This is a genomic window from Scytonema sp. NUACC21 (assembly GCF_054684315.1).
Window position 1 is genome coordinate 104,379 of sequence record NZ_BAAFZH010000085.1, and the last position, 15,240, is coordinate 119,618.

Annotated in this window: 12 protein-coding genes, 1 pseudogene and 2 CRISPR repeat arrays; of the genes and pseudogenes, 9 read left to right on the forward strand and 4 right to left on the reverse strand. The window is 43.9% G+C overall.

Translation table 11 applies throughout. The features are described 5' to 3' along the window. Positions 1–101 precede the first annotated feature (101 nt). Positions 102–455: a PadR family transcriptional regulator gene (locus ACYRY3_RS20895; protein WP_460203536.1), complete on the forward strand. Its 354-nt coding sequence runs from the start codon at positions 102–104 to the stop codon at positions 453–455. A 130-nt stretch (positions 456–585) separates the two neighbouring features. Next, positions 586–1,113 carry a cofactor assembly of complex C subunit B gene (locus ACYRY3_RS20900; RefSeq protein WP_460203537.1) on the forward strand — a complete coding sequence of 176 codons (528 nt, stop codon included), beginning with the start codon at positions 586–588 and terminating at the stop codon, positions 1,111–1,113. A gap of 395 nt (positions 1,114–1,508) precedes the next feature. Here the strand turns inward: ACYRY3_RS20900 and ACYRY3_RS20905 are convergent, their stop codons facing one another. After that, a complete protein-coding gene (locus tag ACYRY3_RS20905) occupies positions 1,509–1,826 on the reverse strand; it encodes a DUF3155 domain-containing protein (RefSeq protein WP_460203538.1) in 318 nt (105 codons plus the stop codon). Between the two features lie 277 nt (positions 1,827–2,103). Here ACYRY3_RS20905 and ACYRY3_RS20910 point away from each other — a divergent pair, with 277 nt between their 5' ends. Continuing rightward, positions 2,104–3,540, forward strand: a complete 1,437-nt coding sequence (locus ACYRY3_RS20910; RefSeq protein WP_460203539.1) for a sensor histidine kinase — start codon at positions 2,104–2,106, stop codon at positions 3,538–3,540. A 186-nt stretch (positions 3,541–3,726) separates the two neighbouring features. Here ACYRY3_RS20910 and ACYRY3_RS20915 read toward each other — a convergent pair whose 3' ends face one another. The 3 genes from ACYRY3_RS20915 to ACYRY3_RS20925 all read right to left on the reverse strand — a co-directional run bounded on the left by ACYRY3_RS20915 (position 3,727) and on the right by ACYRY3_RS20925 (position 7,765). Beyond that, positions 3,727–4,971, reverse strand: coding sequence for an S-layer homology domain-containing protein (locus ACYRY3_RS20915; RefSeq protein ID WP_460203540.1), 1,245 nt, complete (start codon positions 4,969–4,971; stop codon positions 3,727–3,729). A gap of 724 nt (positions 4,972–5,695) precedes the next feature. Beyond that, positions 5,696–6,391: a TraB/TrbI/VirB10 family type IV secretion system protein gene (locus tag ACYRY3_RS20920; protein ID WP_460203541.1), complete on the reverse strand. Its 696-nt coding sequence runs from the start codon at positions 6,389–6,391 to the stop codon at positions 5,696–5,698. A 411-nt stretch (positions 6,392–6,802) separates the two neighbouring features. Beyond that, positions 6,803–7,765, reverse strand: coding sequence for a GNAT family N-acetyltransferase (locus tag ACYRY3_RS20925; RefSeq protein ID WP_460203542.1), 963 nt, complete (start codon positions 7,763–7,765; stop codon positions 6,803–6,805). 449 nt (positions 7,766–8,214) lie between these two features. Then, a CRISPR array of direct repeats spans positions 8,215–8,840; the repeat unit is 38 nt; unit sequence ACTTGAAACTTAGCGATTCCTGGCAACGGGATTGAAAC. Positions 8,841–8,905: 65 nt separating this feature from the next. On the opposite strand from ACYRY3_RS20925, the gene ACYRY3_RS20930 reads away from it, so the two are divergent. From ACYRY3_RS20930 to ACYRY3_RS20955, 6 genes and pseudogenes are all read left to right on the forward strand, one after another. After that, the gene (locus tag ACYRY3_RS20930) at positions 8,906–9,028 is read left to right on the forward strand and encodes a hypothetical protein (RefSeq protein ID WP_460203543.1); all 123 of its coding nucleotides are present in this window, start codon (positions 8,906–8,908) and stop codon (positions 9,026–9,028) included. A gap of 743 nt (positions 9,029–9,771) precedes the next feature. After that, a pseudogene (locus tag ACYRY3_RS20935) lies at positions 9,772–10,014 on the forward strand (IS1634 family transposase); the annotation flags it as partial. A gap of 269 nt (positions 10,015–10,283) precedes the next feature. Beyond that, complete coding sequence (locus ACYRY3_RS20940; RefSeq protein ID WP_460203544.1) at positions 10,284–10,556, forward strand: helix-turn-helix domain-containing protein; 273 nt, start codon at positions 10,284–10,286, stop codon at positions 10,554–10,556. Positions 10,557–10,568: 12 nt separating this feature from the next. Next, positions 10,569–13,433, forward strand: a complete 2,865-nt coding sequence (locus ACYRY3_RS20945; protein ID WP_460203545.1) for a hybrid sensor histidine kinase/response regulator — start codon at positions 10,569–10,571, stop codon at positions 13,431–13,433. 15 nt (positions 13,434–13,448) lie between these two features. Further along, entirely contained in the window at positions 13,449–13,610 is a 162-nt protein-coding gene (locus ACYRY3_RS20950; protein WP_460203546.1) for a hypothetical protein, read from the forward strand. Positions 13,611–14,053: 443 nt separating this feature from the next. Then, positions 14,054–14,691: a CRISPR direct-repeat array (repeat unit 37 nt; unit sequence CTTGAAACTTAGCGACACCCGGCAACGGGATTGAAAC). Positions 14,692–14,809: 118 nt separating this feature from the next. Next, complete coding sequence (locus tag ACYRY3_RS20955; protein ID WP_460203547.1) at positions 14,810–15,067, forward strand: TRADD-N-associated membrane domain-containing protein; 258 nt, start codon at positions 14,810–14,812, stop codon at positions 15,065–15,067. Positions 15,068–15,240 lie beyond the last annotated feature (173 nt).

Genomic DNA, 15,240 nt, shown 5'->3' on the forward strand with positions numbered 1-15,240 from the left:
CTAAGTAGCACTATATTCTTACGAATTTTCAGGGTAGCATCTCAAACTCTCTTATGGGATTAGAAGCTCGACCCTTAGGCATTTTTTAGCCATTTACTACCATGAAACTTGAGGATATATATAAGTTCTTTGAAAATCCTCCCCCAACTTACCTTTGCCAAGAATTGGCTATTTGTTACATCTTGTATGTCCTACTACAAGGAGAATCCTACGGCACAGAGTTGATCCAACGATTGGAAACCGAATATCCAACCTACAGGCTTTCTGATACTGTACTTTACAGTGCGATTAAGTTCCTCGAAGACCAGAAGGCAATTACTGGATATTGGAAGAAACTCGAAGGAAGAGGACGTCCGAGGAGAATGTATCAAGTTTCGCCTGAATGGCAATCCCTAGCGGAGGATTTAGCTCGTCTATGGCAAGAGTACATATACGGGAGAAGTGTTAGTAGTTAGAAGTTAGTGGTTAGTTGTTATGACTGCTAACCACCAACTTCTAACTAACTACCGCAATAGTTATGTTGACTTAAGCCCAGTTACTTGATAATGAATAAGTCCCCTCCAATCGAAGATTGACAATCAAGCTATGGATACTGCTATTCTGCCATCCACGTTGCTGCTGACCTTACTACTATCTGTCGGGTTATTTTTTTTCATTCGTGCCTCTATAAAAGACCGTACAGAAACAGCGCAACTGGTTTCAGAGCAAGATGAAAATACTTTAATGCCTTTATTAAGGGATTATTTTCAATCGCGGTCTTACCGAGTGGCAGCGGTAGACCCAGTACAAAACCAAGTGACTTTTGAAGGTTATGTTAAGCCTAGCTGGTTTTTAGCTATATTTTTAACTGTTCTAGCAACAGCTGGTATTCTCTGTCTATCACTAGTTCTATCTTTTCTATTCCCCAACCTCAACAAGGTTTTCCTTGGAGTAGTAATACTTTCACCTTTAAGTGGTGCTTTCTATTGGAAAAAAGCTGGAAAACTTGAGAAGGTTTCGTTGAAATTGGAAGAAACCAAAAGCGACGAAAACCTCCCAAGTAAATTGACCGTAACAGCTCACCGTGATGAACTCATTGAGCTTCAAAGGGCTTTAAGCCTAAAAAAGCAGTAAACCATCGCTCTACGCTAGTTACTATCTCTAGAGAATGAGATACAGACTTGTGACTTTCTTTAAAAAGAACTTGGAGAAGAGGTAAAACGTTCCTGATTCTACAGTTTCTCCCTGCATATTGTGGAGAGAAACTCTATTGCTCTGAATAGAGCTATCTATGGTTTGCTTGAAACAGGAACTTTTCTCCTCCTCTCTTATGTACTCTTGCACACAACATCAGCTCTTTGTACAAACACGTAGTTTGCTAGGAGTTGATTGTCAAAATTAGGCTTGCTCCTCACTGGCAAATAAACTGCTTCCTTAAAAAAACATGAAAATTACTGATATACCTAGCATTTTTGCCAGTTAATGATTGTCATGGGTCTAACTCACACTCTAGGATAGCCATTGATAATTCAACGACTAGCAAGAGCTATTGGTTCTTGACCTGGAGCAGGTTCTAACGTTCTCAGGCTGGGAAATAAAAAGTGATTTTCTTCAACGTACTGAGCACCAAACAGCCCTTTCTCAGCCCAGAAGTAACGGTCTGTTGTGTGTTCGTTGCGCTTGACTAGTAACAACGCGGGTGGCAAGATCCCCTCAGCTTGAATGAATTTTCTAGCTGCTGTCACAGGCTTCTCTTCGCCGCTTTCGATGCTATATTGGGGCACGTGCTCCAAAATCCGCCGTCCTTCTTGGCGACGACGACTTTTCCTTTTTCGTCTCCTTGCCAACCTTCTTTCCTCCTCTTGAAAGCAATAGATTATTGTAGTGATAGCTACAAAATCCGTCGTAATTATAAAAGTTCTAGTTCAAAAGTTCAAGAGTTATTAACCTTTTGATACAAGAAATTTAATTTTTCCTGAGAAAAAAATTACAACAGATAAAGGAGTGTCTTACCCTGGAACGAACCTAGACCTGTCAGATTGAGTTAAGCTTTTTTTAATGAAGGATATTCCCCTGTTCCTTTTCTTACCCTTATTCGTAACTCACAAAAATAAGAGCTGAGCAATGTTAACGTCTACCAGTTCTGAGTTTGTTGCACTATGCCGAGAGCAGTTGGCACTGTTGGCCCAAGGGCTAGAGGCATCATTGAGTGTTGTTTATTTAACACAAGAATTGGTACAGGCTTCGACAGCACGCGAAGTGAAGCTAATTCCTATGGTGTTTTATCCAGAGACGGCAGTAGAACAGCAACAAGCTAACACCCTGGTGTTACCTATTTCTGTTTCAAGCCCCGATAAGGATTCCTACGCAGCAGCCCAGACCGTCATAGAGGGAATTTCACATTCACCTACGCTTAATTTAGTGGATTTACGAGGAACCCGTCAAAATCGAAAGTTATTAAAAGCGGCAGAAGAATTTCCAGCTCCCAAGCGGGAAACCACAGCAGCCGACGCACCGCCATCGCATTTTGCTGAAGAGTACCTAATTGGGGGCGACCAAATCGTTTTGCCTCTCATCCATGAGGATATGATGTTAGGGCTGCTTATGACTGTTAGGGAAGATCGAGAATGGAATGAACGGGAACGGGGTGAACTCGAACGTGTTGCCCAAACAATATCCCTAGCTTGTGTTCTAGACAGACGTCGAGCTTGGTTGCAGCAGCAGCTGCACCAACAGCAAATCTTACAAGAAAAACAACAGGACTTGTTGGATAATTTACTGCACCAGTTCCGCAACCCATTAACTGCATTGCGAACTTTTGGTAAACTTTTGTTAAAGCGCTTGCGTCCAGGGGATGCTAACCAAGAAGTGGCAAATAGTATCGTCAGGGAAAGCGATCGCCTCAAAGAATTGTTACAAAAGTTTGATGAAGTTATTGACCTGACCGCAGAAGATTTAGGTCCAGTCACATTGCCAGCACAAGAAGCCTATGTAGAAGCAGGTGTCCAAAAAGACCAAAAAGCGCCACTCTTGTTACCAGGAACGGGAGACAAAGAAATTGAGTGCTCAATCGTAGATATTTTAGAACCACTATTAGTTTCCGCTAGTGCAATTGCTCAAGAAAGAAATTTACGATTAGTAGTAGAAATTCCACCTCATTTACCTTTAGTACGTGTTAACTGTAAGTCATTACAGGAAGTACTGAACAATATTCTTGATAACGCATTAAAATACACCCCTGCAGGCGGGCAAATTTTGATACAAGCAGGGCAAGAAAAACCATCATTCCAAGGCATCGCCATCAGCGATACCGGTCCTGGCATTCCAGCAGAAGATTTAAAGCACCTTGGCGAAAGACATTACCGGGGAGTACAAGCTCAAACTGCAATTCCCGGTACGGGCTTGGGGTTAGCCATAGCCAAACAACTCATAGAACAAATGCAGGGCGAAATTCAAGTTTTCAGCCCTGCGTTAAACTCCGCTATTACATCACCCAATGCCCCTGGAACTACCTTTATGATTTGGTTGCCAGAAGTAGAGACGAAAGTAGTTAGTTTGTAGGGTGGGCAGTGCCCACCAACTCTACTAACGGTGGGCAGTGCCCACCCTACTTGGTCCTTGACAATACAAAGGACAAATCACTACCTGAGGGCAGTGCCCACCAACTCTACTAACGGTGGGCAGTGCCCACCCTACTTGGTCCTTGACAATACAAAGGACAAATGACTTATGACAAAGGACAAATCACTACCTGAGCGAAATCTGCAAATTTCTCTCCACAGTCATTTGCAGGTCGGTATCTGGGTTAATAACGACTAGGTCAACACTCTTCTTACCGAAGAATAAACCAATCAATCCACCGATCGCCGCACCACCCAAAACTTCTTCGGTTGCGATAGCGCGATCGCCAGTCACCGCAGAAACTGCCGCCGCCGCACCTGCGCCCAATGCGGCATTCTTCACAACCGCAGTTGCGCTAGTACCTTTTTTGATGGTTTCGGTCTTGGTAATGACCTCAGAAGTGGCGCTCAATTGATATTCTTGACCGTTAGTTAGAACCAGTTTTTCAGCCACAAATTGAGAACCGGTTTTAGCAGGTTTGAGTTTACCCAGAACTTGGCTACCTGCAGGAATGACCAAAGTGCCTCTATCAGTGACCACGTTTTGAGACACAGTCAGAGTCAAAGGTGCTGTTTCATCCTTAGTGACCAGAATTTTATCTGCCTTATCATATTTAACGGGAATCACAGTTCCTTCAGGAATTGTCACTGCTACGGGTTTTGGTGGAGTTGTGTTGGCACCGGCGACGATGTAGGGCGAGTTGATTGCCGATACTTGACCGGTAGTTACCAGCGCTTGATAGATAAAGGCTGCTACCTGTGCCCGTGTTGCAACTTCTTGTGGTCTGAGGAATTTCACATTGGGGTAGTTAACCACCATTCGCTTCTCTGTTGCAGCAGCGACGGGAGTACGGGCATAGCTAGCAATATCGTAGGCATCGTTGTAAAACTGCAAAGTACTTTCAGTACTGTTGGTAGCAGTATAATCCAGACCGTTAGCCAATGAAACCAACACCTGCTGGCGGGGAATATTTTGGTTGGGCTCAAAACGATTGCCGGGATAACCAGATAAGAAACCAGCAATATAGGCTTCATTAATTGCCATGTAAGCCCAGTAATTGCTTGGCACATCGTAAAATCTAACTGCCTGCCGTTCTGGAGCCTTTTGGAAAGCTTTGCGGATCATGGCTGCAAATTGAGCCCGTGTGACCGGTTGGTCTGGGCGGAAAGTACCATCAGGAAATCCAGCAATGACGCCTCGCTGTGCTAGTTCCTGAATAAACTGAGATGCCCAATAGTTGTATGAAACGTCTGAAAAGCTTGTTTGAGCTAAAGAGGCTGTAGGTGTAACTAAGGGTGCGATAGTACCGGCTGTAATACCCAAGGTCATGAATGCTGCACATCCAGCCTGCCAACGAGAATGACCAAACATTTTATTCTTGCTCCCCAACAATTTTGTTCTTTCTGTTAGTTAGTAGGACTATTTTTGAATCCAAAAGTTCCATTTTGTAGAACGTTAGTTCAGTATTCAAATGTGAGACTAAAATCCAGTTTTCTTTCTAAAAAAGACCGAAATATCGGTAAAAAAACTGGGAGAATCTGAATTTTCAGATTAATGGTCGATGCTCTGTTTATTATTTAATGGCTATCAATCATTAGTTAACTATCAGCTATAAATAAAAAAATATTACCTGTTTAGTATTCACTCTTGACTGATAAATATACCCTGTTTAAAACCAATTAAATAGCAAGACGTGACCCTGATAAAATAGTTGCAGAAGAATCAACAAATTAGATAAATGCATCTTCAAACATACGGAATGACTTCAAAAGCAAATCGGGAAATAGTAACGTCTCGGTCTAGAGATGTTTGGAAGATGCACGGCGATAAAATCATCTACTTTATTCCCAGATTCTGCATGGGAATAGTCTTTTATGAGCTACTGGCTTTTGTCCCGTATTTTTAGTAGCAGTAGCAACCCTGGTTGTTCTCTAGTTGCGTTCCAAGTATAAATCAATGCAAAATCGCTTTGTCTGAGTATGAGTACGGAAATTATCTGGCAATGGCTAACAAAAATCAAGCGATCGCAGCCTCAAGATGGGGGCGCGATCGCAACTCCTAAAGATTAGATTCACGACTTAAAATTGAGTTAAGTCTAGTAGTTGTTGTAATTGTCGTTCCTATCATATCTGCGAGATAATTGCAAATTAGAGCGCAATGTGAGGTCTAAATCCCCTTCTTCCGGTCTAACAACAACAACTTCAGCTTCTTTCTTCCGCAGTAGAATACTTGCGACAGCACCAGCACCAGCACCAATAATAGGTTCTAGAGCTTCAATTCTGCGGTTACCTGTCAGCAGTGAAATCACACTGGCAGCACCAGCACCGATAGCTGCGTCTTGTAAAATTTTACCTGAGTCGGCACCTTTGCGAATTTTTTCTTTGTCAGTCACAACTTGAGAAGTTGCATTAATAGACTGACGATCGCCATTTGGGAATACGAGCTCTTGTGCTTCAAAACGAGTTCCTTTTTCTCCCCTTCTGGTTGCAGGTTGCAATTGTCCGACAATTTCCGTTCCTTCAGGAATTAAGACATTGCTAGAGCGATCGACTATATTTCTTGCCACCTTGAGAGTGATTGGTGCCTTTTCATCAGGAGTGACTAGAATTTTTTCTTTTTCGTAGCTGACAGGAATGGTAACTCCAGCGGGAATGGAAACTGTTCTGTTTTGATTGCGTATAATTTGTGCATTAGCAGGAGCCAATGTGAACATTGGTGCAATAGTACCTGTTGTAATAGCCAATGCCATAAGTGCAGAAGCACCTGATTTCCAACGAATAAAACGAGTCATAGAGCAGGGTCCTTTCGTGTCTTGTTAGTTTTTATGACGTGCTGTCACTGAGATTGTTTCTGACCTTTTTTCAACCTACCTCTAGGCGTATTCCGAGGGTTAACTCACTATGACACGGGAAGAATATGCAATTGTTCCACGTTATTCTTCTTGTAACGCTAAATCGCACAAATTGAACAGTAACGAAAGACAGAGATGACGTAATTTCTATACAATTGTTCCCAAAAGTTTTTCAATATTGGTGTTTACTCGTAAATGGTAAGGCAGTGGGTTAATTGCTGTTTGTGGCTGACATTGTAGTATTAATTCCTTGATAGACACCAACAAACTGTAACCAAATCATATGCTATGCGATCGCATCTGCTGTGTAGGAGCGCAAAATAAAGCGACTATTCACACATTTAAAACACGCTAAATATCCTTTACAAACGTAATCTGGGTGAAAGCCTTGGAAAAACCAACCGATTCATACAGTTGCAATGCACCGTTAGGATTATTAACATCGACATCAAGCGTTACTATACTCATACCAGCAGCTTTTAATCGTTGCATTCCGGCAAGTAACACGGCTCGTCCCAGTCCCATTTGGCGAAAGCCGGGGCGTGTACCGAGACTGCGGATGTAGCCTTCTGAACGTCCACTACGATTGTTGCGCTCCGAATTAATCCAACAACGGCAGAAAGCTGCAAACATACCATCTGCTGCAACAGCTACCAAATCTAATTCAGGTCTGTAGTTTGAGTCAGATAAACACTGAAGGTTCTCCTCAAGCGTAAACTGGGGGTGATTCCAGTGATCGATAAACGACTCGTTGAACAGATCCACCCAGGACTGGTTATCTTCTAAGCCTCTGACTTGGCGCAACGTGAAGCCATCTGGAAATTGGGCTTGAGGTATAGTTATGGTAAGCGATCGCGCCATTGAAACAAAGTATCGCTCAGCCGTAAATCCGCTATCTTCAAACACAGCAATCTCATCGGCTTTTTCTGCGCGTATGCTAGAGCGCAGTTTTGCCCGTACACCATGCTCTTGGCTGACAGAGCGAGTCTGAGCTTCACTCCAAGCAATGATTTTCCTCTCCAGATTTTCGCCTCTTACTTTGGGGTGGATGCGGGACCCAACATAGACCTCAATGACATCGCCAACCAACGGTAGAACCGACACCCAACCACAACCTATTAGCTGACCATCTGTATCTTCCCAAATGCAAAGACCACAGTCTTTATCCAATGATAGCTTGTTAAGTGCTTGACGCAGTTCGGGAACTGATACGTTTTCATTCAGTTTATCGACGAGTTCACAGGCACTAAAGAGGTCGGCGATCGCTTCTAAATCACCTTCCCCACCATAGGAACGCATAGTTAAAGTAGTCATTATTAACCTTTTGATTTACGTTTATGGCACGAGCTCGGTCACATCAACTTAAAATAAGTATTTCAGCAAAATTACTTATTATGCCCTCCTGTTTGAAAACAGTAACAATATTATCACGATAATTATAATTAACCCAATGGAGGCAATTTTCGATACCCCAGTGACCGAGAATTCCTCAAGCAAATTCTTGTGCAATAGTAGAACGTAGGTTGGGTTGAGGAACGAAACCCAACACAATCTCAGGATGAACGCAGAACGTAGGTTGGGTGGCTAAAACCAGGGGGGTTCTGCCAAAATCGCCAGAACCTAGACAATTTAATAGTTACAGCGTTTTGAGATTCGGGGCTATTGACATCTTATGTCAATAAGCAAGCCGCAAATGAGGTCATTTTTGCGATCTGCCAAAATGGCTGGTAGAATCCTTGCTCTGTCAGGGTTTCAGATGGCGGACTTGAAACTTAGCGATTCCTGGCAACGGGATTGAAACCAAAGACGTTACTTATACAATCGTCGTAAACTTCAGCAACTTGAAACTTAGCGATTCCTGGCAACGGGATTGAAACAAGATTGAAGGATTAGCAGCTCAATTAAAGAATAAAACTTGAAACTTAGCGATTCCTGGCAACGGGATTGAAACTTGCTCTTTCCCTAATTGTATTGGGTGATACAACACTTGAAACTTAGCGATTCCTGGCAACGGGATTGAAACAACCTACCTTTTTTATCTCTAGTCATACCCACCCAACTTGAAACTTAGCGATTCCTGGCAACGGGATTGAAACTTAAAAAGAGAGGCAGCCCCAATGGGAAATATCGGGTCTTGAAACTTAGCGATTCCCGGCAACGGGATTGAAACGCAGCACTAGCCCAGCCAAAGCGTGTTTCAGACTGTGCTTGAAACTTAGCGACTCCCGGCAACGGGATTGAAACACGTTGCACGTTCTGCTGGGGCGATTGACATTGTCCTTGAAACTTAGCGACTCCCGGCAACGGGATTGAAACTACGTGACCGAGCCGAAGGAGATGAAAAATCGCCAACTTGAAACTTAGCGACTCCCGGCAACGGGATTGAAATTTTGTTTGCGATCGCAAAGATAAGACCTGTCACTTTACCCACAGGATGACAATGAGGTGGAAGCAGTGGATGGCAGTAAGAAAGCTGGAAATGCCTATGATGAGGTTGTACCAAAGAGGAATTCTTGCCCGAAGTGGAAGCAGTGGATGGCAACAAGTATAAGAATGGAAGCAGCAAAATGGCAGTAAGTATGTAAGAGATAGACAAACAGGGGAAACCCCGATCTAGCAATGGTTTGTGAGCTTGATATCATTGAGCATTGAGGCGTTGCTTGCATACTGAGGGGGGGAAGCAACAATGGCAGTCAGACGAGTACAAAATTACTAAACACCGGAAACTATATAGTACAACAGATGAAAAAAATCTCAAAGTTTCTGAGAAAAATGTAGGAATTGATACAGGAACTCAAAGAGTTGAATGTAAGTCCAGCTGAGGGTTTGAGCGATTCTAAGCCAAATTGAATGTAAGCAGTTGGTGGCAGTAAGTAGAAGACCAGGAACGCTACTGAAATTTTTGGGGAAAAACAGTTGCTCAAATGTCTGGATGCAATTTAAGTAAAAAGCTCATACCAAAGTGGTAATAGAGACAGATTTTGATTTAAGTAAATGGATTTACCAGCTAGGTTGGTCATGAAAAAGGTATAAAAGAATTGAATCAATACGGTGTTTTCTCCTTGAGTGTGGGAGCAAGGAAAAGGGTGAGCTTTTGTTGCAAGATGATATTCAACTTAAGGGAAGCTATTGCGATCGCCAATTGGAAGAGTGATAAACTACACAACGAGTCTGATGGAAAATCTGGTGTATATTTATCGTCCTAGGAGATCGCTCAACCTTAGTGAGGATTGAGTCACGAAAATAAAAGAAATAAAAAAATTTAAGTTTTCTCAAAAGAAATATAGAAAAATTGAGACAGAATTGCTGAGGAAAATTCTGCGGATGCAGTTAAAGCATTATTAAAACTCTCTCAAAATTTCAAATATCATCAAATTGAGAAACATAAAGTCACGGTAATAACGCCAGAACTACAAGCATCTCTAACCTCATCATCTGCTGTTTATCAAATATCAGCAACAATCACGAAGGATGAAAATAAAATTAATCAGGATTGTCTAAGTGCTGGAAGATGTATCATTGCGACAAATGTTTTAGAAACAAGTCAACTTGGCAATAGCACTTTCTCATCTGTTTTTCTGGGTAAAACAGTATAATTTTATTCTTTTTTAGAGATTTCGTTCAGTAATTCCCGCTTGTGATAGTTGGGGTGCGGAATGGGGGATATAGAGACATTTGGTTGCCCCCAAGTCGCTTCGCTTTAATTCGTAAGCTTTAAATTTGAATTGTTGAAATACGAGTTTACTAAATAACAACTTGTGCCTTGAGATATATTGCTTTTTTGTTGAAATTATCAAAAATTATATAAAGTATTTTATAAATTGTGAGCAGTATGGCGTTTCACCAGCAATACGTCAGTATTGAGCAGCCAGCCATCAGTCAATTGATTCGAGAGCTTCGGCAAACCCTAAAGCTGACCCAGGAGAAGTTTGCGGTTCAATTGAGCGTCACATTCCCAACGATTAATCGCTGGGAAAACGGACATACCACTCCCTCTCCTTTAGCCCTCAAGCAAATTGATATGCTGTTGAATCAGCTATCGGAGTCATCCGATGCCACTTTACGGGAACGCTGCTTTGAAATGCGAGGGAAATACTTTCCATAAGGCACTGAACGCATGAGGGCAGAGGAATCTAAGGCAATAGCTGAGAATTTGTTTGTTGGAGGCGGTCAGTTGGGGGCTTTGCTGCAAGCGCACGATTGGTCGCAAACGCCATTAGGTGCTATCGAAACCTGGTCAGACGACCTGAAAACAGCGGTGCAGATCCTACTGACTGAACTCGAACGAGCGCAGCCACCCGAAAAGACGCAGCAAGATGCTGAAGAGCAACAGGATAGCTCTGCCGAAGCCGCTTTACACCAAGCCAATCAACTCAATGCGTTCCGAGTAAAACTTACGGATGCGCTTCGTCCGCTCACCGATGCTTCAGAGATACAAGCGATTGCCGCTCGCATTTTGGGTGAATTTCTAGGGGCAACTCGTGTCATTTACATCGAAGTCGTGTCGGGTGGTGAGGAGGTCATCGTTCATTGCAACTACACCAATGGTGTAGCCCAGTTGAGCGGACGATACCGCTTGGAGGACTACCGACGCAACCTGAGTGCCGATCATCAGGCTGGGCACACCCAAGTTGTAACCGATATTCCCAATAATCCAAAATATACGGACGCCCAGAAGACGCGATACCGTGAGATTGATATTGCTGCACACGTTGATGTGCCACTGCTTAAAAATAATCAATTCGTTGCCCTGCTTGCAGTTCAACAATCCACACCGCGTCAATGGACAGAAACCGAGGTCAAACTGGTTGAAGAAACCGCAGAACGAACTTGGGCAGCCGTTGAACGTGCCTATGCTGAAGCCGCCCTGCGCGAGTCAGAAGCAAAATACCGCACGCTGTTTGAGTCGATCGACGAAGGTTTTTGCATCGTCGAGATGCTGTTTGACGAGAACGACACGCCAGTTGATTACCGCTTCTTAGAAATTAATCCAGTGTTTGAGCAACAAACCGGATTGCAACAAGCCGTTGGTAAAACAGCACGTCAGTTAGTGCCAGATCTAGAAGACTTTTGGATTGAAACCTATGGCTCAGTTGCATTGACGGGTGAACCCGTTCGCTTCGAGAATCGTTCTGCGCCGATGAACCGGTGGTTTGATGTCTATGCCTGCCGCACCGGACAACCGGAAGACCGAAAAGTAGCGATCGTATTCAAAGATATTAGCGATCGCAAGCGCGTCGAAGACGATCGCAAACTTGCTGAAGCCATCATCACCAATGACCTTGAAAATACCCGGCTATTGCGCGACTTGAGCGCACAACTGATTGCTGAAGACAACATTCAGGTGCTTTACGACGAAATTGTCTCTACTGCAATTACCCTCACACGGGCAGATGCCGGTTCAATTCAGGCGCTGGATGAATCGACCCAAGAGCTAGTGCTGATTGCCATCCAGGGGATCGATAGAACCGTTAGCGATCGTTTCCAGCGAGTAACTGCCAGTTCAATCACGTCTTGTGGCTTGGTTCTAGCAACGGGTAAGCGTGCCTTTGTGGATTTTGATGTACCAGAAAGCGAAGACCCTGAAGGATCTCTCCGTCTACATCTAAACACTGGGTTGATTTCTGCACAATCTACTCCGCTCATCAGCCGTTCAGGTAGACGGATTGGTATAGTTTCCACGCACTGGCGTAAACATCACCGACCGACTGAGCAAGAACTCCGTTTTCTGGATCTGTTGGCACGTCAAGCTGCCGACCTGATTGAACAGCGACAGACTGAAGCGGAACGCAAACAAATTTTAGAACGCGAACAGGCAGCGCGAGAAGAAGCAGAACGAGCAAACCGCATCAAAGATGAATTTCTGGCAGTGCTGTCCCATGAATTGCGATCGCCCCTCAACCCCATCCTCGGTTGGACTCGATTATTACAGAACGGCAACCTCGATTCTGTCCGTCAACGAGAGGCTTTAAACACGATCGAACGTAACGTCAAACTACAAACGCAATTAATTGAAGACTTGCTCGATATCTCCCGCATCATGCAAGGCAAACTATCGTTAACCGTAGCTCCTGTTAGTTTGACCTTTGTGATTTCTGCGGCTGTAGAAACCGTGCGATTGGCAGCAGAGGCAAAAAATCTTCAAATCACACTTAATTTCGATACAGAGATTGCTCCTGTTTCTGGTGATGCTGCTCGATTGCAGCAAGTGATGTGGAATTTGCTCAGCAATGCTATCAAGTTCACGTCTAATGGTGGAGAAGTAACCGTTGAACTGCGGCAACTCGACGGGCTGGCACAAATTCGAGTCATAGATACAGGCAAAGGCATCAATCCGCAGTTTTTGCCTCATGTGTTTGAGTATTTTCGGCAAGAAGACGGCTCAACGACACGCAAATTTGGTGGGTTGGGATTGGGACTGGCGATCGTGCGACAAATTGTAGAAATGCATGGGGGAACCGTGCGGGCAGAGAGCCAAGGTGAAGGGCAAGGTGCAACCTTCATTGTGCAATTGCCAACAATGCAACGGGCAACATCCATGGTATTTGAACCTGTCCAGTTCCAAACTAATGCAGAACTACCACTAGAAGGCATTCACATTTTGCTGGTAGACGATGAGCCGGATACCCGTGAGTTTCAAGCGTTTTTATTGGAACAAAGCGGGGCACGGGTGACAGCTGTTGCTTCTGGCTTAAAAGCATTGCTTGCACTGGAACAATTGATTCCCGATGTGCTGGTAACTGATATTGGAATGGCTGAGATGGACGGTTATATGCTGCTTCAGCAGATTCGATCTCGACCACCCAATCAAGGTGGAACGATCCCAGCCATTGCACTGACTGCCTATGCCGCAGAAGCGGATCGGAGGCGGGCGCTTCAGGTCGGATTTCAAACCCACATTACAAAACCTGTAGAGCCAGAAGAGTTAGTGAGAGCGATTGCAGTTTTGCTCCAACGTGGAAGGCTCAAATTTCGGGGGTGAGTAACTGTAATTTAATTGTTGGACAATTTAATTGCTAAGTTACGTTTTTCAACAAACCTATTTGCTTTAAAGGTCGATGCATATCAACGGGAGAAACTCAAGGCAGTTCCCAACTGGCAAGAGCAATTAAGAGGTTTTGTCGATCGACTCATATCAGAGCTACCCAAATACGACTAACAATGGTTAGAAGTGGGTAGCAATCAGCTAACAGTTGCCACCCCCCGCTTTCTTTGATGTGCGATCGCTCAAAGTGCTTACAACCTCAAAAAGTTCGATTCTTTGGTTGTACGTGCTTTACAGTTGTGCGACTGGCGATAGCTTCGCTACTGCCTTCGGCAGATCGGTTCAATTAACATGAAGATATCTAACCGATTCTGGACGTTGGAATGTAGTCCGCCTATAATGTTACTAGATTGATGTTTGGCAAGCCGAAGCGGGGGCTAAAACCAGGGGGGTTCTGCCAAAATCGCCAGAACCTAGACAATTTAATAGTTACAGCGTTTTGAGATTCGAGATTGTTGAGATTTTGTGTCAATAAGCGAGGCTGAAATGAGGTCATTTTTTCCATCTGCCAAAACTGCTTGTAGAATCCTTGCTCTGTAAGGGTCTCAGATGGCGGACTTGAAACTTAGCGACACCCGGCAACGGGATTGAAACGCAGCTAAGACCCTATCAACAGGATTGGATATTCGTGCTTGAAACTTAGCGACACCCGGCAACGGGATTGAAACAGCGACGTAGCCTTGCACGGATACAGCCGAAGCAAGGTTTACTTGAAACTTAGCGACACCCGGCAACGGGATTGAAACCAGAACCACTCTATTTCTACCGATTGTTTTCTACTCATTGGTCTTGAAACTTAGCGACACCCGGCAACGGGATTGAAACATAGCGAGCCGTCTGTACCACCACCTCACATAACGACTTGAAACTTAGCGACACCCGGCAACGGGATTGAAACCAGAGGTTATAGTTGACTACGCATTCGAGAATTCCATGCTTGAAACTTAGCGACACCCGGCAACGGGATTGAAACACTCGGAACTAAGTAAAGAGCAAGATAAACGTATGAGTGCTTGAAACTTAGCGACACCCGGCAACGGGATTGAAACATAAAAGCACCTATTAAAAGGGTTGATAGGTGCTGGCTTGAAACTTAGCGACACCCGGCAACGGGATTGAAACCTCTTCCTCTACAGACACGTTAACAACCAATGCAACCTTGAAACTTAGCGACACCCGGCAACGGGATTGAAACACATGATTGACTCCTTCGGAGTCGTAGTTTAATGAGTTACATTTGTCAAGAAAAAAACACTGGGTGCATCATTTAAGTTAGTAACTACCTTGAAACGAAAACGTGCATACACCCCATAATGGCTGAGGAGCACTTACGTCAGGCACGACAAACTTTCAACATTTCTTTCATTGCGCTGAGTGCGTCTATTGGTATCAGTATGATTGGTGCAGCGCTTATCCTAACTGGAAAGTCTACAGAGGGAAGTGTTACAACCGCAACAGGTCTAGTTTCAACAACATTCTGTAGTCAGATTGCTAAAGAATCTAATGAAAAGTTGGAGGAATTAACAGAAGATCTTGAGAAGTTGGCAGCTTCTTATGAAAATCAGGAATAATCTTTTTTGGTGTAAAGCTAGTTAGCGATCGCTTGCGGTGGCACAAAGCACGATTGAGGCGTTCGCCCTTGGGAGGACAGGGTGGGGCGTTGGAGCTAAATTAGGGTTTGTCATGCTTGCTTAAAAGACAGAATTAAAGTTTTCAAAATTTACTTCTACTGCGTAACAGTTGA

Excerpts from the sequence above, each read along its gene's own strand:
- ACYRY3_RS20895 (WP_460203536.1), top strand. The coding sequence starts at position 102 with ATGAAACTTGAGGATATATATAAGTTCTTTGAAAATCCTCCCCCAACT.
- ACYRY3_RS20900 (WP_460203537.1), top strand. The coding sequence starts at position 586 with ATGGATACTGCTATTCTGCCATCCACGTTGCTGCTGACCTTACTACTA.
- ACYRY3_RS20910 (WP_460203539.1), top strand. The coding sequence starts at position 2,104 with ATGTTAACGTCTACCAGTTCTGAGTTTGTTGCACTATGCCGAGAGCAG.
- ACYRY3_RS20915 (WP_460203540.1), bottom strand. The coding sequence starts at position 4,971 with ATGTTTGGTCATTCTCGTTGGCAGGCTGGATGTGCAGCATTCATGACC.
- ACYRY3_RS20920 (WP_460203541.1), bottom strand. The coding sequence starts at position 6,391 with ATGACTCGTTTTATTCGTTGGAAATCAGGTGCTTCTGCACTTATGGCA.
- ACYRY3_RS20925 (WP_460203542.1), bottom strand. The coding sequence starts at position 7,765 with ATGACTACTTTAACTATGCGTTCCTATGGTGGGGAAGGTGATTTAGAA.
- ACYRY3_RS20940 (WP_460203544.1), top strand. The coding sequence starts at position 10,284 with ATGGCGTTTCACCAGCAATACGTCAGTATTGAGCAGCCAGCCATCAGT.
- ACYRY3_RS20945 (WP_460203545.1), top strand. The coding sequence starts at position 10,569 with ATGAGGGCAGAGGAATCTAAGGCAATAGCTGAGAATTTGTTTGTTGGA.
- ACYRY3_RS20955 (WP_460203547.1), top strand. The coding sequence starts at position 14,810 with ATGGCTGAGGAGCACTTACGTCAGGCACGACAAACTTTCAACATTTCT.